Genomic DNA, 21611 nt, shown 5'->3' with positions numbered 1-21611 from the left:
CATGTTAGCGATACACCCAAAGTGAGACAGATTAACGAAAGAATAATTGGAATAGTGGGACTTGTCAGGCATTATCCATTGATGGTTCGTTTACCCTATCTTCGGGGTAAGGGAATGGTCGGGACACGAAAAGACAATGACGGTAGTGGGCGAACTGTTCGATAATCCGTTGGCTGAGCTGACGGTGAAGCAGCGTGAAGTGCTCGACCTGCTTATCCAGCACAAGACGTCCAAGGAGATATCGCGTCTTCTCGGGATCTCGCATCACACCGTAGACCAGCGGATCATGCTGGCCCGGGCCAAGCTTGGTGTGGCCACCCGCGGAGAGGTTGCGCAGGCCTATCGCAAGCTGATCGAGACATACGAACAACCCGTATACGAGTTTTCCCATGTAGGCTTTCCGCCCCTTCCCGGTGCACCAACGGTTGAGAAGGAGACGGATGACGAGCCATCCATCGCAAAGTCCCGACCTGCCGAGTTGACGATGTCCGAGGCCGAAATGCCCGGAGCGGTACAGCAAGGACCAACAGGCAAAGACGAAGCAATGGCTGCCATAGCGGATGTACCGGTGTTTGTTCCGGGTTATGCCAAAGCAGCCGAGCAGGATGAGATCGCCTATTACCGTGTCCTTCCGGAGATGTTCGACGGGCCTAATGGCACCTTGTGGCGGCTGGGTTTCATCGGCGGCTTGACGGTGTTCATGATCCTGATCGTGCTGGGAGGGTTGACCATGTTTGCTCAGCTTTCATCAATGCTCGATCACTGACCCGTTCGATTGCGGAAAGGTGCGCGGCCCTTAAAGGTCTGCCGCCAGGACGACATCTCCTTTCGTCAACCGGGTGACCGGCGCGGGGGCGCCGCCATCCTTGTAAAAAGGGGCCAGTTGCATCTCTGGTGCAACTGGTGGGAGCGACCATGAAAACCATTACTGCAACACACGAAGCAGCGATTTCCAATCTGGGTGCGGCAAATGTGTCTGGATCAGGCAGCAACAACGCCACGCTTGTTCACGGCATGCGAATTACCCGCGATCTGCACGAGGCCGAAGCTGCGCTGGACGAAGCATTGATACGGCAAGCAAATTTGCTGGCCACCATGGTTCGTGCACGCCGCGAAACATCCGTCGGACCATTCACCGGGCAGGACGCATTGCTGCGGCTGGCAGCGAGCCAAAAGGCCATCCTGCAAGCCAGCGGAGAGCTTGCCCGCGTTCACGGGAAGCTGATCGACGTGGGCCACGAAGTGAAGGCCGGCGTTGCCGACGGCTGCCCGCCTGCCGGATCACTTGATCAGGACGACACATCTTTCGGTCTGGTTCAGGCCGCCTGAGCATCTTCCAGCCCTGCCAATTCTGCATGACTGGTAATGCACAATGCATCTGATCTGGATGTACAGACTTCTATTTGTTGCCATCGTGCTCTTCGCCCTGCGCAAGGGCGAAGAGCCGGAGCGACTGGTAGCAACGATCATGATTGCTGCGGGCGTGCTGGATGTCATCAATCATCTTGTCTGGGGTGATCCGACGTTCTTCGCGGTGAACCCCGGCCACATCGTGATTGATACGTGGTCCCTGCTGGCGATGCTGTGGATTGCACTTCGGGCAAATCGCGGCTGGCCGATGTGGGTCTGTGCTGCGCAGATCATTGTGGTCTTGTCGCATTTTGCGAAGCTCACCGAACTGTCGCTGGTGCGTTATGGGTACTTTGCGATGGCGCAGTTGCCTCTGCCCATCCAGACCACGGCCCTGTTGCTTGGCACCATCGCGCATACGCGTAGATCGGAACGGATCGGACGCTATCACGCATGGCGGCTTACCTGAAAAGGCAAGCCACCATCTGAAGTGTGGTGAGCCCGAAACCTTGGGGAAGGTTTGCCGGGAGAAGCAGGGGCTGCGCCCTTTCAACCAGATGCCGGTTCATCATGCAATGCGAGCGGCCTTGCGCACCCCATGGGTTGGGCAATCGCAAAATCAGCCGGGCTACCATGTCTTTTGAACCATCAGGACGACAGCATTTCCGGGGCTTTTTGAATTTCTAGGGGAGCAATTCATGACCGTACGTTCCATGCGTGCCACGATTGGCAACGCACGCGAAGGCGAAGTTGGGCGCCGTGGCCATCCACGCCTGGTTGAACCTGCCGTATCGAACGCAACATTCGACCAGGAGACACTGGCCAGACATGCGGCCATCGCGCGGGAAGTTTACGCCGTAAGAAGGCGACGGCACAAGGCTTTGCCGGCCGATCTGTTTGGTGAGCCCACGTGGGATATCCTGCTGGATCTGTACATTGCAGCGCGCGAGGACCGCCGTGTGCCGACCACAAGCGCCTGCATCGGTGCCCATGTGCCGCCGACGACGGCGTTGCGATGGTTGCGCATTCTGGAAACCCGTGGCCTGATCGAGCGTGAAGACGATGGCCGCGATGGTCGCCGGACATTCGTGCGGCTGACCCGCTACGGCATCGATGCGATGGACCAGACACTGGCCATGCTGTCCCGTTCAATCAACACCTTCAACGATCCCAAACCGTCAACCACGCCCGTTGCGCCCACGCAGCCCGGATGAGCGTTCCCCGGAAGGCCGGGCGGAATTGCACCCCCCGCCCGGCCGACCGGAGAACTGCCTAGGCGGTGACGCTGAGCATGGACAGAATCAGGCCTTGCATTGGACGAGACCCCGGCGATTGGCTGGCCCGACAATGAGGCTTTGACGACCATCGAAAACCTCTTTCGAAGACCTGCACTTTAGGGCATACTATCTTTAGATATAGGGCGAAACGGTTCAGAATGATGCCGATGTGCCCTGAGTGCAGCGGAGAAAGTGGTTGAGTTCACACGAGCGCGCGAGCCAACGTTTCGTGCGCATGTTGGTGGAGCGGGACAAATCCCCGGCCGAATCGCTTGGCTGGATTATTGGCCTGCTGATTGTTCCGACAACCTTGCGCGCAACGATGGACGGGGGCGCTCTGGGCCTGCCGTTCATAACCTATTGGCCAAGCCTGCTGCTGGCCTCCGTCACGCTGCGCTTGCGATACGCAGCGGCCTTTGCGCTGGTCGCGGCGATTTTTTCGCAAAGGCTTTTTGGTGGCGGCGCATGGTTCCGCGATTTGACAGCAGCGCGCTTTGCGTTTTTTGGCCTGTTCGCAATGTCAGCTGCGCTGATTTTGATGACCGGGATGCATCTGCGCCGCCTCGTGCGGGCGCTGGGACAAGTCAATGAACAACAGGAAGTCTTTAACCGCGAATTGCGCCACCGTGTTCGCAACCTGCTGACGCTTATACAGTCTCTGGCCGCACGCGGGCCCAAGGCGGCTTCGCCGCTTGATTTCTTCAAGGAGTTCAGTCTGCGGATCGAAGGGCTGGCTGCCGCAAGCGATCTGCTGCAAATCGGTGCAGAGGCAGAGGGGCGTCTACCTCAACTAGCGCGCCAGACCATTGCACCGTTTGACCGCGACGGCCGGATCAGCCTGACCGGGGAACCGTGCGTGCTGCCACCGAACAGCTGCATTCCCCTGATCATGGCCTTGCACGAGCTTTGCACCAACGCGATCAAGCATGGCGCGCTATCGACAGAGAAAGGACGCGTGGAACTGACGTGGTTTAGCGGGGCCGACAGGACGACGCTTTACATACTTTGGACGGAGAAAGGCGGGCCGCCAGTGAGGCCGCCAACGCAGGCCGGATTGGGCACGAAACTGCTTGTGCCGCAATCGGGGCTTGACGGGGTTGAGCTGTCGTTTGATCCGACAGGCGTGTGGTGCGAATTCAGGATCGACGGTGCCGCGCCAATGCGGCGATGATGTTCAAATTCCGGGGAGGTTTAAAACCCAGCTTCGATGGCCACACGAATGGCATCGGCGCTGGTTTTCACGTCCAACCCTTTAAGCACAGCAGAGCGATGCATCTTGACCGTGCGTTCGCTGAGGCCCAGTTCGTAGGCAATCTGCTTGTTCAGTTTGCCGGCGGCCATCAGCACGAGGATTTCCTTTTGCCGGCGGCTGAGGCGTTCGACACGGTCGGCGGCTTCGTTGCGACGCACATCGTTGGCCTGCCCGAGGTCTTCGTTGATCTCTACCTGTGAGCCCAGGTAATATTCAAGTTCGCCGTCAGCATCGAAAATCGGCGCGACCATAACCGCGTTGCGGAAACGGGTGCCGTCTTTCTTGTAGTTCAGGATTTCGACCATGACGGGCTGTTTGCGCCAGATACCTTCGCGCAGGATGCGGGCCTTGTCGTCCTCTGTCGTCGGGCCGCGCAGGAAGCGGCAGTTTCGTCCGATGATCTCCTCGCGGCTATAACCCGTCAGTTCGACGAACGCATCATTGCAGGCAATGATCGGGTTATCCGGCAAGCGCGGATTGCTGATGACGGCGGCCGTCGGGCTGGAGCTGATCATTTCGGCTATGGACATAGTGCATGTATACGCGCTTTGCGGCGCGTTGCCAGCCCGTGCCCTTTGGTCCGTGTTGTTCCTGATCGGGCTGCGGCGCATCCGGTCATCATCCCGCAATGATTGCCTTATGGCTTGATGCCGCAAAGGACTGGAGCCGCCGATGAACGTCTATTCCCCCACCATTGCCGCCGCGACCGGCATGGCCGACGTGATCGGCGAAGATGGCAAGGTTGTCGTGCCTGATGAAGTGCAGGAGGCGATCCGCACGCTGATCCGCTGGTCGGGCGACGAGCCGGAACGCGAAGGCCTGGTCGATACGCCGAAGCGCGTGGCGCGCGCCTGGCGCGAATACTGCGGCGGCTATGCCGAAGACCCCGGCGCGCACCTTTCGCGCACGTTCAAGGAAGTGGGCGGCTATGACGAAGTCGTGCTGCTGAAAGACATTCCGTTCCAGAGCCATTGCGAACACCACATGGCCCCGATCACCGGAACAGCCTCAATCGCTTATCTGCCCAAGGACCGGGTGGTCGGCATTTCCAAGCTGGCGCGCGTGCTGCATGGCTATGCCCGCCGCCTGCAGGTGCAGGAGCGGTTGACCGCCGAAGTGGCACAGGCGATCTGGGAGCACCTGCAACCGCAGGGCGTGGCCGTGGTGATCGAAGCGCAGCATGGCTGCATGACCGGACGCGGCGTGCGCACCCATGGCGTGGGCATGGTAACCAGCCGCATGCTGGGATGCTTCCTCGATGATCCAAGCAGCCGTAAAGAAGTGCTGGCGTTGATGGGACGTGGCTGACGCCCCGAAACAGGTCATGAAAATGCAAGTTGCCATCATCGGCGCAGGGATGTCCGGTCTCTCGTGCGCCGCTCAACTCGTTCGTTCCGGTCACACGGTTTCGTTGTTTGACAAGGGGCGTGGTCCCGGTGGGCGCATGGCGACCCGGCGCATGGCCACGCCGCTTGGCGAAGCCCATTTCGATCATGGGGCGCAGTATTTCACCGTGCGCGATCCGGCTTTCATGTCGCAAGTGGCGCGTTGGTCTGCCAGTGGGGTCGCATCTCCATGGCCAGCGGCCGGCACTGGCGCATGGGTGGGCGTGCCCACCATGAACGCCGTGGTCAAGGATATGGCCGACCAGCAGGACGTGACGTTCGGCTGGCATGTGCGAGGACTGGTGCGGCGCGATGGTGCCTGGTTCCTTTCGGGCGAGGACCGCGAAGGCGAGCGGCAAAGCAAGGGACCGTTTGACACGGTGGTTATCTCGCTCCCGCCTGAGCAGGCCGCAGCAATCGTTGCACTGCATGATCTCTCGCTTGCATCCACGGCTCTGGCAGCGCGCTCACAGCCCTGCTGGACCGGCATGTTTGCCTTTGACGACCGAGTAATGAGCAAGGCTGATACCGTGCGCGACGCCGGGCTGATCAGCTGGGCGGCGCGCGATGCTGCCAAGCCGGGGCGCAAGGGGCCCGAAACGTGGGTGGTTCAGGCCAACCCACACTGGTCGGCCAAGCATATCGAAGACAGCACCGACGATGTGGCGCAAGCCCTGCTCGTTGCGCTTTCGGCAGCGCTGTCAGTAGAATTGCCCACAGCCGTGGTCGCCACCGCGCATCGCTGGCGTTATGCCATGTCCACGGGCAGCAACATGGGTGCACTGTGGAGCGCAAATTCGCGCATCGGCATCTGCGGCGACTGGTTGCTGGGCCCGCGCGTGGAAAATGCGTGGATTTCAGGCCGCACACTGGCGATGCAGATGATGGCGATGAGTCACGAAAAGGTGGCTTAAACTATTCTTGCAGTTGCTCGGCCTTCATCCTTACCGCCGCGCAGTGCATTGCAACGATAACATCAACTTTGGCATGGCCGGGCTTGCTGCAGGACCATGACAGTTGCATCGTGTAGTCCTCCCAACGGGAGCCGGGCAGCGGGCCGCGCCAGCCGGTTACGGGTTCTGCGATCCGGCCATCCTTCATCGCGGCGAGCATGGCCGCCCGGATCGTGTCGGACTGCGCCACTTCGGCAATCAATTCCGACAGGTAACGCCAGTGGTGCCGTTCGAACTGGGGCGGATAGGTGGCGTCCAGACTGCTGCCGCAAGCGCGGGTGGAGCGCCAGTCGACCAGATCAGCGTCGGTGAGTTCGAGCCGCTTGTCTTTGAACAAAGTGCCCAGCAGTGTGAACAGACGGCGGACTGGCACTTCGTGCGCCTGCAGCGTGCTGCACACGAAACCGCGATAGAGCTTGCCGGGGCCGAGGCAGTCGGAACCTGTCTGGCGCGGATTCAAGCCTGAGCGATAAGCGCCATCGACCATGATGTTGCACACTCTGGTGCGGGCCTCATCCAGCAGCACCACATCCAGCAGCGTGCTGCGGATGGAGCGCACTGCATCATCGCTGTACTGCGCTTTTTGATCGCTGGAGATATAGGTCACGGCGTAACGGCGGCTGTCCCGATATTGCGCGAACAGCAGCGGCTCCTCGCTGTAGATATCGGGTTCGCCCAGCAACGAGCGCTCACGGCGGAGCGTCAGGTGGGGGAGCGGGGTTTGGTCGGCTCCCTTTGTTACGGATGGCGTGATCGGCGGCGGAGCCTTTGGTGTGGTTGGCGCGGCGGGCACTGGCTTGCCCCACAAGGGCGAATCTTCCGGCACCGAGATGGTATAGCCGCCCTGCCCCGGCTGGACCGACGGCACATGGATGAAGCGCTCTCGCACCGGGGCCGATCGTGTTGGCTCTGCCGGTCGCGCATGTGCTTCAGGGTCTGATTGGGCGGCGGCAGGAGCGGCGAGGAGGCACATGGCGCCGAGCATGGACAAGACGTTGCGGTTGCGTGTTTTGACAGGCAGCATCTGCGAAGACATGCCCTGCTCTCCCCTGACTTTGCCTTCTGATAGCGCTCCCATAAAGTAACACAGCGCTTTGTCCGTGCAAGCGGCATATCCGGCGCCGATGGAGGAGTCTGGTCATTCCGCTCGACAGGGGTTTGGCCGTGCGGTTAGAGCCGTGGCATGAGCGATACAGATGAAGCTCCGATCCGGGGCGGTTTCGAACAGGTTGGCGAAGGACCTTGGTCCGGCTGGTGGAAGTGGGCGGGCAAGGACCCGTTCGAAGATGGCACTGGGCCGTTCTTCGTGAAGCGTGACGAGCGCGGGATCGTGACGGGGTTCCGGCCCGAGGCGAAGAACCTGAACGGCCACGGCATCGTCCATGGCGGATCTCTGATGACTTTTGCCGATTTCTCGCTGTTCATGGTGGCCGCATCGGGCGGCGACGAAGTGTTCGGCGTGACCGTGACGATGAACTGCGAATTCGTGAGCGGCGCGCAGGCGGGTGACCTGCTGACAGCGCGCGGCGAATGCGTGCGCGCAGGCGGAAGTCTGGTGTTTGCACGCGGCACGATTTTGCGTGTGGGGGCCGATGGGGCGGAAGAGCCGGTGCTGAGCTTTTCTGGCACGATCAAGCGGGCGAAGCGCACTTCGCATTAGGGGTGGGCATTGATCGGGCGGGTTTATCCTACAACGCGTTCCTATCACGCCGCCCTGTCGAACTTCTTCACCTTGATGTCGTCCTCGCGTGTTCGCGCTTGGGCGAGGTCATAAGCGGTTTGCATACGCAGCAAGGTATCTGCCCTTGTGCCAAAGGCCTTCTCAAAGCGGATCGCCATATCTGCCGAAAGACTGGCGTGACCGTTCAAAAGCGCGCTGAGCGCCTGACGGGATACCCCGAAATGCTGGGCCAATTCTGTAACACTGAGGCCAGCAGGCTGAACGATTTCCGTCTTCAGCCAGTCACCAACGTGAACTGCCAGCGAAGGGTGCATTTTAAGCGCCATGGTAATCCTCCAGATCCAGATCGATCAACGCCCCTGCGGGACCGATCCGAAATGTCATCCGCCAGTTGCGTGTCACGATCATCGACCACGTTCCTTTGCGATCCCCGGTCAATTCGTGCAGGCCGAAGTTGGGCGGGACGGCCAATTCACTCAAATCCTCGGCGGCATCGATAAAGGCGAGCATCTTTCGCAACCTGAGGGCATCACCAACCACACCCTTGGCGTTGCCGGTTTCAAAGAAACGACGCAGGCCCTTGTGCCGAATGCTATCGTTTTCCATGCCGAGTCTATAGCCGTCTTGCGGCAATTCGTAAAGTGTCTGGTGACACTTTACATGCTGCTTCTGGCAGACGATGGAAGCGCACGTAGCGTGCGCCTGCGCGCTGGCGGAAACAGCATGTTTGCTTGCGGGACGACCAAGCGGGCGAAGCGCACTTCGCATTGATCGGGCGGGGGTTCATGAATTGAGGTTTGAGGAAGCGGGACCACGGGTCAAGCCCGGAGTGACGACTGGTTTTTGGCGGCCACCTGCACTTTTGAACTTAAACCAAGCTGAACTGATCAGCCTCGTCCAAGCAAAGGCAGTGGCCCTGAATCGATGTGCGCCAGAATGCGCTTGAGCGCGGCGGTGTTGTTTTCGTCTTCGGCGCTGTCGAGTGCATCTTGCAGCACGGCGCGGATGTCGTCGGCTTCTACCAGTTCCATTTCCCAGTTCGGGTAGAGACGCTCGCGCTTTTCAACGCTGCGGTCGAGCGTGACGATATCAAAGTGGCGCGTATCGTTGTGCAGGTCTGCGATCAGAATATCCACCTCGGCGGGTGGGCCTTCGACCCACTGGAAGAATACACCGCTGCCAAAAACCAGCACGCCGGTAATGCCACGTTCGACATTGCGGGCTTGCGAAAATGTGATGATGCGGCCGACCTCGGCATCATCAACACCTTCGGCGGCGCGGCTGCAATAGACGAACATTTCTAGCGTCTGCTCAGCATGGCCCGAACCTTCTGCGCCCGGGAAACCATATTCATCGAACATAGATCAGCTCGCCTTCTTGCTGGCGGAGCGATGCACGTATCACCCCAGTGTTGGTTTTTATCTGACGTCCTTGGCCACGGCATCGAGCACGCCGTTGACGAATTTGGCTTCGCGTTCTTCGAAGAAGGCGTGGGCGACGTCGACGTATTCGGTGATCACGGTGGCGATGGGCACGTCCTTGCGGGCCAGCAGTTCGTACGAACCGGCGCGCAGGATTTGCAGCATGGTCTTGTCGAGGCGGGCCAGTGACCAGCCTTTGGCGAGTTTGGCTGAGAGCAGCAGGTCGATCTCGTTGCGGCGGGCATCGACGCCTTTGACGAGGTCGTCAAAGAAGGGGACGTCGGCCTTCAGGTATTCGACGTCCTCGATTTCTGCGCCCAGACGGTGCTGGTGGAATTCATCGAGCAGCAGATAGAGCTTCGTATGCTCCATGTCTGACTGGTAGAGCGCCTGCACGGCGGCAAGGCGCGAGGCGGCGCGCGCTTTTCCCGAGATGGCGGTCACAGGCCCAACCTCAGTTCAATCGAGCGGGCGTGGGCGGCAAGGCCCTCGGCCTCGGCCAGGGCGATGGCGGCGGGACCGACGGCGGCGAGCGCCGCATCGGAGGCCGCGATAAAGCTGGTGCGTTTCATGAAATCCAGAACGGAAAGGCCCGAGGAGAAGCGCGCGCGGCGCCCGGTGGGCAGGACGTGGTTTGGCCCGGCGATGTAATCACCGACGGCTTCGGGGGTCATTCGGCCAAGGAAGACCGAGCCTGCGTGGCGGATCTGGTCGAACAGGACTTGCGGATCGTCGGTGGCGATTTCCACGTGTTCGGCGGCGAGCGCATTGGCGAGCGCGGGGGCTTCATCAAGCGAATCCACGACGATGATGACGCCGTGATTGTCCCAGCTGGCCTTGGCGACGCGCGCGGTGGGCAGCATGGCGATTTCGACGCCGATCATGTCTGCCACCTGATCAGCGAAGGCCGCATCATCGGTGATGAGGATCGATTGGGCGACGGGATCGTGTTCGGCCTGGCTGAGCAGATCGGCGGCGATCCACTGGGGATCGTTATTTGCGTCGGCAATCACGAGGATTTCCGAGGGGCCTGCGACCATATCGATGCCGACAACGCCGAACAGCTGGCGCTTTGCTTCGGCGACCCACGCGTTGCCGGGGCCGGTGATGACATCGACCGGCTTGATGCGATTTGTGCCATAGGCGAGCGCGGCCACGGCCTGTGCACCGCCGACGCGCCATACCTCGTCAGCACCGGCAAGGTGCGCGGCGGCGAGGACGAGCGGGTTGGCTTCGCCTTTGGGTGTGGGGGTGACGACGACGAGGCGGCCGACGCCTGCGACCTTGGCGGGGATGGCGTTCATCAAGAGCGAGGACGGATAGGCCGCGCGGCCGCCGGGGACATAAAGGCCTGCGCCGTCGACGGGGGTCCAGCGCGCGCCGAGGCGCATGCCGGTCTCGTCCGTATAGTCGCGGTCTTCGGGCAACTGGGCGCGGTGGTAATCGCCGATGCGCTGGGCAGCGAGTTCCAAGGCGGCGCGCAGATCGGGCTTCAGCGCATCGAAGGCTTCGCGGCAGTCTTCGGGGCTGATGCGCCAAGCGTCTTGCGCAGGGCTGTGGCCATCGAACTTGGCAGTGTATTCGGCCAAAGCCTCATCGCCGCGCAGGCGCACGTCTTCGATGATGGTTTGGACATCGCGGGCGACGCCTTCATCGCTTTCGCGGCGGTCTTTGACGAGGCGGGCGAAATCGCGGGCGAAATCAGCGTCGCTGGATTTGAGGCGGAGCATCAGGCGGCTTCCTTTTCCGCGACGAGCGCACGAAAGGCATCGACCAGCGCGCCAAGGCGGGCGCTGTCGGTCTTCAAGGCGGCGCGGTTTACGATCAGGCGGGCCGAGACGGGCAGGATCTGGCTGGTTTCCACCAAGCCGTTTTCCTTGAGCGTGCGGCCGGTGGAGACGAGATCGACGATGCGGCTGGCAAGGCCGAGCGAGGGGGCCAGTTCCATTGCACCGTTGAGCTTCACGACCTCTGCCTGCACGCCCAGCTTTTCAAAGTGGCGGCGGGTGAGGTTCGGGTATTTGGTGGCGACGCGGGCGTGGCTTTCACGGGCATTTGCGCCGGATTCGACCATACTGACCGGCTCTGCGACCGACAGGCGGCAGTGGCCGATGTTGAGGTCAACGGGGGCGTAAAGGTCGGCATAGTCGAACTCGTCGATCACATCGGACCCGACTACGCCAGCGTGCGCGGCACCGTGGGCGACAAAGGTTGCCACATCGAACGCGCGGACGCGGATGATCTTTACATCGGGTCGGTTGGTGGCAAACGACAGGGCGCGCGAGGATTTGTTGAAGAAATCGGCCTCGGGCACGATACCGGCCTTCTCGAGCAGAGGCAGGGCCTCTTCGAGAATGCGGCCCTTGGGCAGGGCGAAGACGAGCGGTGCGACGGTTGTCATAACCCGCCGCCCTTATGCCAGAGCGCTGGAAAGGGCAACCGAATGAACCCGATCACGGCAATCGGGTGCATCGAAAAGTGGCCGGGGCAGTGTCAGGCCAGAAAGCGGTCGAGCGTCGCATTGACCTTTTCCGGGGCTTCCCACGGCACGAAGTGGCCGCAATCGTGGATGGGTTCGATGGTCAGTTTGGTGACCAGCTTGTCCATGCCATCAAGATTGCAGGGCGGCAGGGCCATGTCGTCCATTGCCCAGATCACTAGCGTGGGGATTTGCAGCGGGGGGAGCGGGGCGTCGGTGTAGCCTTCGGGCAGTTCGAACGGGGCGTCCATCGGCGGGACAGCCATTGGGCTGGCGCGGTACCAGTTGAGCATGGCGATGGCGGCGTCGGGGTTGGACCAGTCTTTGAACAGGGCATCGCGCTCAGCCTCTTCCAGCGCGGGGGAGCGTTCCCAGTTGAGCGCCTTGAGCAAGAGAGCGCCGAGGCCGTGTTCGCGGACCATGGCATCGTTGGCCGGATCGCGGAAGGCGCGCATGTATTGGCTGGCGGCGCGTTGCTGTGGGTCGGTCCAGAGCAGGCGGGGGAAGATCACCGGGTGCGGGGCGTTGGCGATGACGGCGCGGGTCACGCGCGTCCCCTGCCCCAACAACGCAACGCCCCATGCGAGCGCGCCGCCCCAATCGTGGCCGAGGATCGTGAACTGCTGGACGCCCAGCGCATCGGCCAATTGGAACACATCGCCGACGAGTTTGTCGGGCGTGTAGTTTTCTGCGCCTTCGGGCTTGGACGAGCCGCGATAGCCGCGCTGATCGGGGGCGATGCAGCGGAAGCGGGTAGAAAGGTGCGCGATCTGGTGCCGCCAGGTGCGGTGGCTTTCAGGGAAGCCGTGGAGGAAGATAAGCACGGGGGCGTCCTTTGGGCCTGTATCGAGCACGTCGAGTTCTATTCCACTGGCGAGCGTGACGCGTTGCAGGTCTGTCATGGGGGGCTCCTCTTCCCGTTGGAGCGTTAATCGCTTGATTAAGGGATGGGAGTCAAGCCCCGCTTGAAGCGGTAAGACGGTAGCGAAGCTCAACAAACTGCCGTCATCCCGGGCGTGATCCTGGGTCCCCCTACCCTTCCGGCGATGTCGTTGTCTCCACCAGACCGCCACCCAGCGCGCGGTAGAGTTCGACCATATTGCTAGCCTTCGTCAGCCGCGCCGAAATCAGCGACTGCTGCGCATTGTAGAGCGTGCGTTGCGCGTCGAGCGGTTCGAGGAAGTTGGCTACGCCGGAATCGTAGCGCAGCTTGCTGAGGCGATAGGCCGTGGCGGCGTTGGCAGCGAGGCTGGTCTGCGCGCGCAGGCTTTCATCGATGGTGCCGCGCCGCGCGAGGGCATCAGCCACTTCGCGGAAAGCCACCTGAATTGCGCGTTCATACGTGGCGAGCGCGGCATCGCGCGTGGCCTTGGTGGCCTTGAGGTTGTTGGCGGTGGCACCGCCATCGAAGATGCGCTGGCCGAGCGCGGTATTGGCGGTTTTCTGGAAATCGCCACTCTCAAAAATGCGCGTGAGGCCCGGCGAGGCGAAGCCGAACAGGCCGGTGATCGACAGGCGCGGAAAAAATGCTGCGCGGGCCGCGCCGATATTGGCATAGGCCGCGCGCAGCGTGTGTTCTGCCGACAGCACATCCGGGCGGCGCAGCAGAATGTCCGACGACAGGCCCACCGGCAGCGCGCCCAGCACCTGATCGCCTGCGCCCAATGTAGTGGGCAGCAAATCATCCGGCAGTGGGCCGCCAGTGATCAATTCAAGCGCATTGCGCGCCTGCGCCAGATTTGTCTGCAAGTCTGCCACATTGGTTTCGGCAGTGTTGAGCAGCGACGTTGCCGTGGCAACCTCCAGCTTCGTACCGATACCAATGGCTTCGCGCCGCACGTTGAGGCCGAGCGTGTCCTTGCGCGTGGCAACGGTTTCCTGCGCGATCCGCAGGGCATCGGCGGTGGCGCCATAGCTGAGCCAGGCACTGGCAGTTTCAGCGACGAGCGCGATTTGGGTGGATTTGCGGCCCTCGTCCGTAGCCAGCCATGTCTGGAAGCCTGCTTCGCTGAGATTGCGCAAGCGGCCCCACAGGTCGATTTCGTATGAGCTTGATCCGGCTTGCACGAGGAAATTGTCGGTTACGCGGCCTTGTGTGCCCTGCACCGCAGACAGCGTGCCCGAGCCGTTGACGATGGGGAACAAGGCCGCGCGATTAACTCGATAGAGCGCGCGGGCGCGTTCCACATTGGCAAGTGAGGCCCGCAAGTTGCGATTGTCGGCCAGTGATCGGGCGATCACCTGTTGCAGCCGCAGATCGGTGAAGAAATCGCGCCAGCCGATGGCATCGACTTGCGCTTCTGTGGTTGCCAGCGCGGGATAGGCGGTCCCTTGCGGAAGCGCTGGCGCAACCGGTGCATCCGGGCGGACATACTTCGGCGCGAAATTGCACGATGCCAGCGCGAGAGCGGGCAGGGTGGCGAGGAACAGGCGCAGCTTCATGCCGGTTCCCCTTCCGGCAGCGCGGCCTCTTCAGCAGGCTGCTTGCGCTTGAACGCGCCTTTCACCAGTACGAAGAACACCGGCACGAGGAAGACCGCGAGGAAGGTTGCCGAGAGCATGCCGCCCATCACGCCCGTGCCGATGGCGCGGCGACCATTGGCCCCTGCCCCGCTGGCCAGGACCAGCGGGAGAACGCCCGCGATGAAGGCGACGCTGGTCATGATGATCGGACGCAGGCGCAGGCGCGCACCTTCGAGCGCAGCCGCCACCGGGGTTGCGCCTTTCTGCATGGCAAATTCGGCGAATTCCACGATCAGAATCGCGTTCTTGGCCGAAAGGCCAATGGTGGTGAGCAGCGCCACCTGAAAATAGATGTCGTTGTCATACCCGCGCAGCGTGACCGCCAGCACCGCGCCGATGATTCCCAGTGGGATCACCAGCAGCACGGCAACCGGCACCGACCAGCTTTCATAAAGCGCGGCAAGGCACAGGAAGATGAAGAAGATCGACGCGGCATAGAGCAGGCCCGACTGGCTGGAGGCAGCGCGTTCCTGATAGGACAGGCCAGACCAAGCGACCGAGAAACCACCGTCGAGTGTGCCCGCGTTCTCTTCCATGATGTTCATCGCATCGCCCGAACTGACGCCGGGCGCCCCACCACCGTTGAGCTGCTGTGCAGCAACGCCGTTGAAGCGATCGAGGCGCACCGGACCTTGCGTCCATGTGGTGGAGGCGAAGGACGAGAACGGGGCCATCTGGCCAGAGTTGCTGCGCACGAACCATTGGCCCAGATCAGCCGGTTTGGTGCGATAGGGCGCATCGCCCTGAACATAGACGCGCTTCACGCGGCCACGATCCACGAAATCGTTCACATAAAGCCCACCCCATGCAATCGACAGGGTGGAGTTGGCCGCAGCAGGGGCAATCTGAAACGCGGTCAGCGCTTCGTCATCGATATTGACCTTGAGTTGCGGCGTGTCCTCAAGACCGCTGAGGCGCACTTGCCCGAGGCGCGGGTTTTCGCCTGCCATCTGCACCAGTTTGCGCCGTGCGGCGGTGAGAGCATCGCGGCCAGCGCCGGTGGCATCCTGCAGCCACATTTCAAACCCGGCAGACGATCCCAAGCCCCGGATTGGCGGTGGGCTGAGGATGAAGATCTGCGCCTCGCGCGATTTGCGGAAATGGGCGTTCAGACGTTCGGCAATGGCCGATGCGGAACGCTCTGCCCCTTTGCGTTCCGACCAGTCCTTGAGCAGCACGAAGCCCTGACCGGCGTTCTGCGCCGAGCCGGATGGCCCGCGACCCATGTTCACGAACACGGCCTTGACGTTGTCCTTCTCCGCCTCGCGAATGTAATCGGAAACGGCAAAGGCTACGGCGCGGGTCTGTTCGGACGTGGAGCCGACCGGCAGCTGATAGTTGATCGAGATGTTGCCCTGATCTTCATCGGGCAGGAAGCTGGTCGGCAGGCGCTGATACAGCAGGACCATACCCACGGTGATCGCCACGAAGGCCAGCAGCCAAGGAACGGGCCGTGCCACAGTACGGGCCAGACGTCCCTTGTAGCGGTGTTCCAACTTCGCGTAGGCGCTGTTGAACTTGCCGAAGAAACGGCCCTTGGGCTTTTCATGTTCCACCGGTGCAAGCAGCGTGGCGCACAAGGCAGGCGTGAAGATCAGCGCCACGAAGGCCGAGAGCACCATTGCCGATACGATAGTGACCGAAAACTGCCGATAGATCGCGCCGGTTGATCCGCCGAAAAACGCCATTGGCACGAACACCGCGGTGAGCACCAGCGTGATGCCGATCAGGGCCGAGGTGATTTCGTCCATCGACTTGACCGTGGCTTCAAGCGGTCCGAGCTTTTCCTCGTGCATCACGCGTTCGACGTTTTCGACCACTACGATGGCATCGTCGACCAAAAGGCCAATGGCCAGCACCAGCCCGAACATCGTCAGCGTGTTGATGGTATAGCCAAACAGCGACAGCACGCCGAACGTGCCAAGCAGCACCACCGGCACGGCGATGGCCGGGATCAGCGTGGCGCGCCAGTTTTGCAGGAACAGGAACATCACGATCACGACCAGCACGATCGCTTCGATCAGGGATTTGACGACTTCCTCGATCGAGATCTTGACGAAGATGCTGCTGTCACGCGGGTAGGCGATGTAAAATCCGGGCGGCAGATCCTTGGCGAGTTCGGCAACCTTTTCCTTGACCAGTTCGGCGGTCAGCGTGGCATTCGCGCCCGAGGCAAGGTTGATCGACAAGCCGGTGGCGGGCATGCCATTGAACCGGTTGAGCGCGCCGTAGTTTTCCTCGCCCATTTCGACGCGGGCGACATCTTTCAGCTTGACCACCGAGCCATCGACGTTGGTCTTGACCACGATGTTTTCAAACTGATCGGGCGTTTCCAGACGCGAGCGGGCAGTGATCGTGGCGTTCAGCCGCTGGCCTTCGGGCGAAGGGTTCCCACCGATTTCACCTGCGGCAACTTGCGTGTTCTGGGCCTGCAGCGCCGCAGTCACGTCTGACGGCATAAGCTGCACCGCGGCCAGACGCAGCGGATCGAGCCAGATGCGCATGGCGAACGAGCCACCGAACACGTTGGTGCTGCCCACGCCTTCGATGCGTGAAAGCGGATCCTGGAAGTGCGTGGTGAGGTAATCGGAAATGTCGGAGTTGGTGGCGCGCCCGGTCTCGTCATAGATGGCCACAACCATCAGCATGTCGGCCTGCGCCTTGTTGACGTTCACGCCCTGCTGCTGGACCACCGCTGGCAGGCGGCTGATCGCGCGCGAGATGGCGTTTTGCACCTGAACTTGCGCAGTATCGGGATCGGTGCCCTTGTCGAACGTCACCGTGATGCTGGACGATCCGTTCGACGAGGACGAATTGAAGTACAGCATCCCGTCCAGCCCCTTGAGCTGCTGCTCAAGGATCTGAGTGACAGAATTTTCGACCGTGGCCGCATCGGCACCGCCATAGTTGGCGTTGATCGAAACGGTGGGTGGGGCAATGTCCGGGTACTGCTCGACGCCCATGTTGGTAACAGCAAACAGGCCGCCGGCCATAATGACGATGGCCAGCACCCAGGCGAAGATCGGACGATAGGCGAAGAAACGCGAAATCATCGGCCGTCAGTTCCCTGCGGCCGGGCGCTTGGCCTTATCTTCAGCGGCAGGTTTGCTACCCGCAGGCACGACCTTCGCCTTGGCGCCTTCACGCGCGTTAATCAGGCCTTCCACTACCACGCGATCACCCGGCTTCAGCCCGGACGTGACCAGCCAGTTCTGCCCGACCGGTGAATCAGCAGTGATCTCGCGCTTTTCCAGCTCATCCTTGGCATTGGCGACCAGCACACTGGCACGGCCACGCGGATCGCGGGTGACGGCAGCTTGCGGCACCAGAATGCCATTGGGCACCGTGCCCTGCCCCACCTTGGCGCGCACGAACAGGCCGGGCAGCAGATCACCCTTGGGGTTGGGCACGACAGCGCGGATCGTGATCGTGCCGGTTTCGGCGTTCACATCAATATCGGCAGGGTTAAGCTTTCCGGCAATCGGATAAGTGCTGCCATCGGGCAGGATGACGGTGACCGGCGCACCGCCTGCCACCAGCTTGCCGCTTTCAATAGCGCGGCGCAGCGCGATGAAATCGGCCCCGGACTGGCGGATGTTCACATACATCGGATCAAGCCGCTGGACCTTGGCCATCGGCGTTGCCTGTGCGTTGGTAACCAGTGCGCCCTTGGTAACCAGCGAAATGCCGATGCGGCCGCTGATGGGCGATGTGACGCGGGTGAAGCCCAGATTGACTTGCGCCGAGGCCAAGGCTGCGCGGGCTTGCCCTACGCCAGCCAGCGATTGGTTGTAGGTCGCACGCGCGTCTGCGGCTTCCTGCTTGCTCACGCCCCCTTGCGCGGCCAGCGATTCAAACCGTTCAGCCCGCAGCCGATTGGCCTCGACCGTAGCCTGTGCAGATGTCAGCGCAGCCGATGCCTGTGCTTGCGTTGCAGCAAGCAGCCGGGAATCGATCTGATACAGTGGTTGCCCCGCACGCACATAGGAGCCTTCCTGGAACAGGCGGGCCATGACGATCCCGGCCACCTGCGGACGCACTTCGGCAATTTCGTAGGCTTCGGTGCGCCCGGCCAGTTCGGTGGTGATTTCCACTGGCTGCGTATTGGCAATCATCACGCCCACGACCGGGGTGGGTTTGGGCTTGTCCACATCTGAAGCGCCGCACGCAGCGAGTGCGAACGGGGCAGAGACAATGGCGATTGCGTGGGAAAAGGACCGCGTGTGGAACCGCAAGGATATTCTCACTCAAAAAATCACAGGCAAGGATGCACACCGAAATACCGCACAAATGCGCCTGCCTGATTCGTCTGGAACGAACCCTGCAAACGCCTGACCAGCATCGATTGTGCGCGTGTCTAGCAGATTGCTGCGACTGCGCACGTTCCTTGATGGTCAGGATCGGCGGCTGCGACACAAAGTTACAAATCGCTCAATTGAGGCTGAAAATGCGTCGCCCGGTCTGATTGATGCGAATGCAACCCCAAAATAGACGTAAAAACGCTCCACATAAGTGAATTTCCGTGGAAAGACGCCCGCGGGCCATGGCTTTCGCGGCCAGCGTTGCGTTAGCCGTGCCATCCCTTTCCAGCAGAGGACTACACTACAATGAATAACAGCGACCTCGCCGACATCATCGCCGCCAACCACGGCCTTTCAAAGGCAGACGCCCGCAAGGCCGTCGACAGCGTATTTGCCTCGATTGCAGACGCTGCAGCAAAGGGCGAAGAAGTCTCGCTGAACGGCTTTGGCAAGTTCAAGGTCAAGAACACCCCGGCCCGTGAAGGCCGCAACCCATCGACCGGCGCGACCATCCAGATCGCCGCTTCGAACAAGCTGACTTTTGCTGCGGCAAAGGCAGTCAAGGACAAGCTCAACGGCTGATCCCTTCCGGACCGGCGTCTGCCAGAGGCAGACGCCGGACGGACTGCACAATCTGACCTCAGTTTATCTGCCGCTCAAACCCCTGCCAATAAGGTTCGCGCAAGACGCGGCGCAGGATTTTCCCCGAAGAATTGCGGGGCAATGCTTCCACCACATCCACCGATTTTGGCACTTTGAACCCGGCCAAGCGTTCCCGGGTCCATTCGATCACCGATGGCGGTGCGATGACGTGGCCCGGCTTGGCCACGCAGACGGCCTTGACCGCCTCTCCCCAAGTTTCGTCCGGCACTCCGATGACGGCCACCTCCAGCACATCTGGGTGACCATAGATCGCGCTTTCAACTTGCGCAGGATAGACGTTTTCACCGCCGGAAATGATCAAGTCCTTGATCCGATCGTGTATGTAAAGGTAGCCGTCTTCATCCAGATAGCCAGCATCCCCGGTAGCGATCCAGCCATCGGCAGTCATCGTTGCTGCGGTCGCCTTGGGCAGGTTCCAGTAGCCAAGCATGTTGTTCGAAGACCGAGTCTGAATCTCGCCGATGGCATTCGGGCCGAGCGCCGTGCCGTCATCGCCCATGATCCGCATTTCGACCCCCGGCAGCGGATTTCCGGCAGAGCGCATGCGCCGGTTGCCTTCAATGCAGTGGTCCTCAGGCGGCAGCATGCAGATGGTGCCTGTGGTTTCGGTCATGCCATAGGCTTGAATGAACTCTGCCCTGAACATGGCGATGCATTCCCGCAGTAGCGCCAGTGGGATCGGTGATGCACCATAGATGATGTACTTCACGCAGGAGAAATCCACGCCGGGGCAATCAGGATGGTTAAGCAGCATCTGCAGCGCCGCAGGCACAATAAAAAAGCGCGTTACGCCCTTCCGCTCGACCGCGTCAAACACCGCTCTTGGTTCGAATTCTGGCAGGATCACCCCCGGAAGGCCTGCCGCGACCGCCATGACGCCGAGCCCAGTTCCACCGATATGCGCGCAGGGCATCGCCACCAGAATAGCCTCATCATCGGTCATCGTGGTGTAGGGCAGTTGGGACCCTGTCGATTGCTTGCGCAAGCCGAACAGGTTGCGGTTGGAAAGCACTGCCCCTTTGGGATTCCCGGTCGTGCCCGAGGTGTAAAGCTGCAGCACGGCGTCATCTGCGCCTGCCGGCTCAAACACCGTGCGGGGCTGTTCGTCGATCCAGTCCCACGCAGCGGCTTGAGTGAAACACAGGTATACGTTCGGCAGTTCAGAAAATACCCCTGCAAGAGCTTCAAATCCCTGCCCGAGGAATACGGCCTTGGCCTGCGCATCACGCGCGATCCAGGTCGCCTCTGCCGGTGCCAGCCGCCATCCAATCGGCACCATGATCACGCCAAGGCGTGCTGCCGCGTAGAACAGCGTAAAATAGAGCGTGCTGTTCTTGCCAAACCACGCAATCCGATCACCTTTGCCTATGCCCGCAGCTTGCAATCCGGCGACAGCCTGATCCGAAGTATGTTCCAGCTCACCATAATTCAGCGTCCGGTCCGGCCCATCAAGCGCTTTGCCACGAGGCCGGTCTTTGGCCCAGAAACGCAGGAATTCATCGAAAGTATAGAGATGAGCGGTCCGTTCTGCTGTTGACGGCGTCAATTTCAGCGGTCCAGCAGCTTCAGGCATGCTTCGCTCTCCCGTATGCTTTGGGCTGATAGGCTTTCGAGGAGTTAATCTCGCAGTGAAGGTACAGTGCAAGCCTGCCCCGCCCCGGCCGGCCGTCTTCCGTGCTCAAGCCTGCTCCATCGCCTTCTTGTAAATGCTTGCGCGCGGCGCTGCGAAAAGGCGCATCACCATCGGTTCAAAGAAGGACAAGGGCAGCGTATCGTAATCTGGATCAAACGCCGGACAATCATACTTTTCGATGAATTCGGCCGTAGCCGCTGCAAAGGGGTGATCGCCAAACCTGTCACGCATATCGCGGTCCAGACCGATAAAATGGAAGAAATTGTAGCCTTGGAAGATTCCGTGATGTTGCACGATCCAGTGCAATTCTTCGGACAAGAAGGGCTTCAGAATGGCCGCTGCCACGTCAGGATGGTTATAGGCTCCCAGCGTATCGCCAATATCGTGGAGCAGCGCCATCACGACATATTCTTCATCTCTCCCATCACGGTGGGCGCGCGTGGCGGTTTGCAGGCAGTGTGTGAGCCGATCAACGGCAAAACCGCCACAATCGCCTTCGAGCAATCGCAGATGGTCAAGCACACGCGCGCCGCCGCTGCTGGCATAAGGGCGCATATGCGTCATGATCGCATCCCAATCGGCCTGCGTGCCTTCGGTCATGCTGTGGAACTTGGCGACTGGCAGATCGTCCATCGGGTTCATCCTTCTCCCGCGCATCGCGGCGCGCTGTTCTTGGAAAACAGACTATCGCGT

Annotated in this window: 23 protein-coding genes; 9 read left to right on the top strand and 14 right to left on the bottom strand. The window is 61.2% G+C overall.

Translation table 11 applies throughout. From position 1 onward, the window contains the following. The first annotated feature begins 145 nt into the window (after positions 1–145). The 5 genes from AC2A1F_RS12290 to AC2A1F_RS12270 all read left to right on the top strand — a co-directional run bounded on the left by AC2A1F_RS12290 (position 146) and on the right by AC2A1F_RS12270 (position 3798). Positions 146–766 (top strand): helix-turn-helix transcriptional regulator, encoded by a 621-nt coding sequence (locus AC2A1F_RS12290; protein ID WP_484209082.1) that lies wholly within the window; start codon positions 146–148, stop codon positions 764–766. 149 nt (positions 767–915) lie between these two features. Further along, positions 916–1329, top strand: coding sequence for a hypothetical protein (locus tag AC2A1F_RS12285; protein WP_484209081.1), 414 nt, complete (start codon positions 916–918; stop codon positions 1327–1329). A 58-nt stretch (positions 1330–1387) separates the two neighbouring features. Then, positions 1388–1819: a hypothetical protein gene (locus AC2A1F_RS12280; protein ID WP_484209080.1), complete on the top strand. Its 432-nt coding sequence runs from the start codon at positions 1388–1390 to the stop codon at positions 1817–1819. Between the two features lie 229 nt (positions 1820–2048). Next, positions 2049–2564, top strand: coding sequence for a winged helix DNA-binding protein (locus AC2A1F_RS12275; protein ID WP_484209079.1), 516 nt, complete (start codon positions 2049–2051; stop codon positions 2562–2564). A gap of 298 nt (positions 2565–2862) precedes the next feature. Next, the gene (locus AC2A1F_RS12270) at positions 2863–3798 is read left to right on the top strand and encodes a sensor histidine kinase (protein WP_484209588.1); all 936 of its coding nucleotides are present in this window, start codon (positions 2863–2865) and stop codon (positions 3796–3798) included. A 20-nt stretch (positions 3799–3818) separates the two neighbouring features. Here the strand turns inward: AC2A1F_RS12270 and AC2A1F_RS12265 are convergent, their stop codons facing one another. Beyond that, positions 3819–4409 (bottom strand): PAS domain-containing protein, encoded by a 591-nt coding sequence (locus AC2A1F_RS12265; RefSeq protein ID WP_484209587.1) that lies wholly within the window; start codon positions 4407–4409, stop codon positions 3819–3821. Positions 4410–4590: 181 nt separating this feature from the next. Here AC2A1F_RS12265 and folE point away from each other — a divergent pair, with 181 nt between their 5' ends. After that, positions 4591–5187 (top strand): GTP cyclohydrolase I FolE, encoded by a 597-nt coding sequence (folE, locus tag AC2A1F_RS12260; protein WP_484209586.1) that lies wholly within the window; start codon positions 4591–4593, stop codon positions 5185–5187. Between the two features lie 22 nt (positions 5188–5209). Beyond that, entirely contained in the window at positions 5210–6178 is a 969-nt protein-coding gene (locus AC2A1F_RS12255) for an NAD(P)/FAD-dependent oxidoreductase (protein WP_484209078.1), read from the top strand. Between the two features lies 1 nt (position 6179). On the opposite strand, the gene AC2A1F_RS12250 is transcribed toward AC2A1F_RS12255, so the two are convergent. Continuing rightward, positions 6180–7253, bottom strand: a complete 1074-nt coding sequence (locus AC2A1F_RS12250) for a hypothetical protein (protein WP_484209077.1) — start codon at positions 7251–7253, stop codon at positions 6180–6182. Positions 7254–7400: 147 nt separating this feature from the next. Between AC2A1F_RS12250 and AC2A1F_RS12245 the strand changes: the two genes are divergently transcribed. Next, positions 7401–7877 carry a PaaI family thioesterase gene (locus AC2A1F_RS12245; protein ID WP_484209076.1) on the top strand — a complete coding sequence of 159 codons (477 nt, stop codon included), beginning with the start codon at positions 7401–7403 and terminating at the stop codon, positions 7875–7877. A gap of 44 nt (positions 7878–7921) precedes the next feature. Here the strand turns inward: AC2A1F_RS12245 and AC2A1F_RS12240 are convergent, their stop codons facing one another. The 10 genes from AC2A1F_RS12240 to AC2A1F_RS12195 all read right to left on the bottom strand — a co-directional run bounded on the left by AC2A1F_RS12240 (position 7922) and on the right by AC2A1F_RS12195 (position 18472). After that, complete coding sequence (locus AC2A1F_RS12240) at positions 7922–8224, bottom strand: HigA family addiction module antitoxin (RefSeq protein ID WP_484209075.1); 303 nt, start codon at positions 8222–8224, stop codon at positions 7922–7924. Further along, positions 8214–8504 (bottom strand): type II toxin-antitoxin system RelE/ParE family toxin, encoded by a 291-nt coding sequence (locus AC2A1F_RS12235; RefSeq protein ID WP_484209074.1) that lies wholly within the window; start codon positions 8502–8504, stop codon positions 8214–8216. Before AC2A1F_RS12235 ends, AC2A1F_RS12240 begins: the two co-directional genes overlap by 11 nt. Positions 8505–8785: 281 nt before the next feature. Continuing rightward, positions 8786–9259: a BLUF domain-containing protein gene (locus tag AC2A1F_RS12230; RefSeq protein WP_484209073.1), complete on the bottom strand. Its 474-nt coding sequence runs from the start codon at positions 9257–9259 to the stop codon at positions 8786–8788. 57 nt (positions 9260–9316) lie between these two features. Continuing rightward, positions 9317–9763: a transcription antitermination factor NusB gene (nusB, locus tag AC2A1F_RS12225; RefSeq protein ID WP_484209072.1), complete on the bottom strand. Its 447-nt coding sequence runs from the start codon at positions 9761–9763 to the stop codon at positions 9317–9319. Further along, a complete protein-coding gene (hisD, locus tag AC2A1F_RS12220) occupies positions 9760–11049 on the bottom strand; it encodes a histidinol dehydrogenase (RefSeq protein ID WP_484209071.1) in 1290 nt (429 codons plus the stop codon). Before hisD ends, nusB begins: the two co-directional genes overlap by 4 nt. After that, complete coding sequence (gene hisG / locus AC2A1F_RS12215) at positions 11049–11720, bottom strand: ATP phosphoribosyltransferase (protein WP_484209070.1); 672 nt, start codon at positions 11718–11720, stop codon at positions 11049–11051. The genes hisD and hisG overlap by 1 nt, the downstream gene beginning before the upstream one ends. Before the next feature lie 92 nt (positions 11721–11812). Continuing rightward, a complete protein-coding gene (locus AC2A1F_RS12210) occupies positions 11813–12700 on the bottom strand; it encodes an alpha/beta fold hydrolase (protein WP_484209069.1) in 888 nt (295 codons plus the stop codon). Between the two features lie 130 nt (positions 12701–12830). Next, a complete protein-coding gene (locus AC2A1F_RS12205) occupies positions 12831–14240 on the bottom strand; it encodes an efflux transporter outer membrane subunit (protein WP_484209068.1) in 1410 nt (469 codons plus the stop codon). Beyond that, positions 14237–17374 (bottom strand): efflux RND transporter permease subunit, encoded by a 3138-nt coding sequence (locus tag AC2A1F_RS12200; protein WP_484209067.1) that lies wholly within the window; start codon positions 17372–17374, stop codon positions 14237–14239. The genes AC2A1F_RS12205 and AC2A1F_RS12200 overlap by 4 nt, the downstream gene beginning before the upstream one ends. 6 nt (positions 17375–17380) lie before the next feature. Further along, positions 17381–18472: an efflux RND transporter periplasmic adaptor subunit gene (locus AC2A1F_RS12195; RefSeq protein WP_484209066.1), complete on the bottom strand. Its 1092-nt coding sequence runs from the start codon at positions 18470–18472 to the stop codon at positions 17381–17383. Between the two features lie 456 nt (positions 18473–18928). Here AC2A1F_RS12195 and AC2A1F_RS12190 point away from each other — a divergent pair, with 456 nt between their 5' ends. Continuing rightward, the gene (locus AC2A1F_RS12190; RefSeq protein WP_292629933.1) at positions 18929–19204 is read left to right on the top strand and encodes an HU family DNA-binding protein; all 276 of its coding nucleotides are present in this window, start codon (positions 18929–18931) and stop codon (positions 19202–19204) included. Positions 19205–19262: 58 nt separating this feature from the next. Here the strand turns inward: AC2A1F_RS12190 and AC2A1F_RS12185 are convergent, their stop codons facing one another. Both AC2A1F_RS12185 and AC2A1F_RS12180 read right to left on the bottom strand, forming a co-directional pair. Further along, a complete protein-coding gene (locus AC2A1F_RS12185; RefSeq protein ID WP_484209065.1) occupies positions 19263–20858 on the bottom strand; it encodes a fatty acid--CoA ligase in 1596 nt (531 codons plus the stop codon). Between the two features lie 105 nt (positions 20859–20963). Then, positions 20964–21551 (bottom strand): HD domain-containing protein, encoded by a 588-nt coding sequence (locus AC2A1F_RS12180; protein ID WP_484209064.1) that lies wholly within the window; start codon positions 21549–21551, stop codon positions 20964–20966. Positions 21552–21611: the final 60 nt, after the last annotated feature.

This window comes from Novosphingobium sp. HNCC26BN242, assembly GCF_057180525.1.
The sequence above is the reverse complement of the archived record's forward strand: the minus strand, read 5'-3'. Positions and strand labels throughout refer to the sequence as shown.

What these genes read in the sequence shown, in the direction of transcription:
- hisG (WP_484209070.1), bottom strand. Translation starts at nt 11,720, where the DNA reads ATGACAACCGTCGCACCGCTCGTCTTCGCCCTGCCCAAGGGCCGCATT.
- AC2A1F_RS12285 (WP_484209081.1), top strand. Translation starts at nt 916, where the DNA reads ATGAAAACCATTACTGCAACACACGAAGCAGCGATTTCCAATCTGGGT.
- AC2A1F_RS12280 (WP_484209080.1), top strand. Translation starts at nt 1,388, where the DNA reads ATGTACAGACTTCTATTTGTTGCCATCGTGCTCTTCGCCCTGCGCAAG.
- AC2A1F_RS12230 (WP_484209073.1), bottom strand. Translation starts at nt 9,259, where the DNA reads ATGTTCGATGAATATGGTTTCCCGGGCGCAGAAGGTTCGGGCCATGCT.
- AC2A1F_RS12250 (WP_484209077.1), bottom strand. Translation starts at nt 7,253, where the DNA reads ATGTCTTCGCAGATGCTGCCTGTCAAAACACGCAACCGCAACGTCTTG.
- AC2A1F_RS12180 (WP_484209064.1), bottom strand. Translation starts at nt 21,551, where the DNA reads ATGGACGATCTGCCAGTCGCCAAGTTCCACAGCATGACCGAAGGCACG.
- AC2A1F_RS12275 (WP_484209079.1), top strand. Translation starts at nt 2,049, where the DNA reads ATGACCGTACGTTCCATGCGTGCCACGATTGGCAACGCACGCGAAGGC.
- AC2A1F_RS12245 (WP_484209076.1), top strand. Translation starts at nt 7,401, where the DNA reads ATGAGCGATACAGATGAAGCTCCGATCCGGGGCGGTTTCGAACAGGTT.
- AC2A1F_RS12240 (WP_484209075.1), bottom strand. Translation starts at nt 8,224, where the DNA reads ATGGCGCTTAAAATGCACCCTTCGCTGGCAGTTCACGTTGGTGACTGG.
- AC2A1F_RS12205 (WP_484209068.1), bottom strand. Translation starts at nt 14,240, where the DNA reads ATGAAGCTGCGCCTGTTCCTCGCCACCCTGCCCGCTCTCGCGCTGGCA.
- AC2A1F_RS12235 (WP_484209074.1), bottom strand. Translation starts at nt 8,504, where the DNA reads ATGGAAAACGATAGCATTCGGCACAAGGGCCTGCGTCGTTTCTTTGAA.
- AC2A1F_RS12200 (WP_484209067.1), bottom strand. Translation starts at nt 17,374, where the DNA reads ATGATTTCGCGTTTCTTCGCCTATCGTCCGATCTTCGCCTGGGTGCTG.
- hisD (WP_484209071.1), bottom strand. Translation starts at nt 11,049, where the DNA reads ATGCTCCGCCTCAAATCCAGCGACGCTGATTTCGCCCGCGATTTCGCC.
- AC2A1F_RS12210 (WP_484209069.1), bottom strand. Translation starts at nt 12,700, where the DNA reads ATGACAGACCTGCAACGCGTCACGCTCGCCAGTGGAATAGAACTCGAC.
- AC2A1F_RS12265 (WP_484209587.1), bottom strand. Translation starts at nt 4,409, where the DNA reads ATGTCCATAGCCGAAATGATCAGCTCCAGCCCGACGGCCGCCGTCATC.
- folE (WP_484209586.1), top strand. Translation starts at nt 4,591, where the DNA reads ATGGCCGACGTGATCGGCGAAGATGGCAAGGTTGTCGTGCCTGATGAA.
- AC2A1F_RS12190 (WP_292629933.1), top strand. Translation starts at nt 18,929, where the DNA reads ATGAATAACAGCGACCTCGCCGACATCATCGCCGCCAACCACGGCCTT.
- AC2A1F_RS12270 (WP_484209588.1), top strand. Translation starts at nt 2,863, where the DNA reads ATGTTGGTGGAGCGGGACAAATCCCCGGCCGAATCGCTTGGCTGGATT.
- AC2A1F_RS12255 (WP_484209078.1), top strand. Translation starts at nt 5,210, where the DNA reads ATGCAAGTTGCCATCATCGGCGCAGGGATGTCCGGTCTCTCGTGCGCC.
- AC2A1F_RS12185 (WP_484209065.1), bottom strand. Translation starts at nt 20,858, where the DNA reads ATGCCTGAAGCTGCTGGACCGCTGAAATTGACGCCGTCAACAGCAGAA.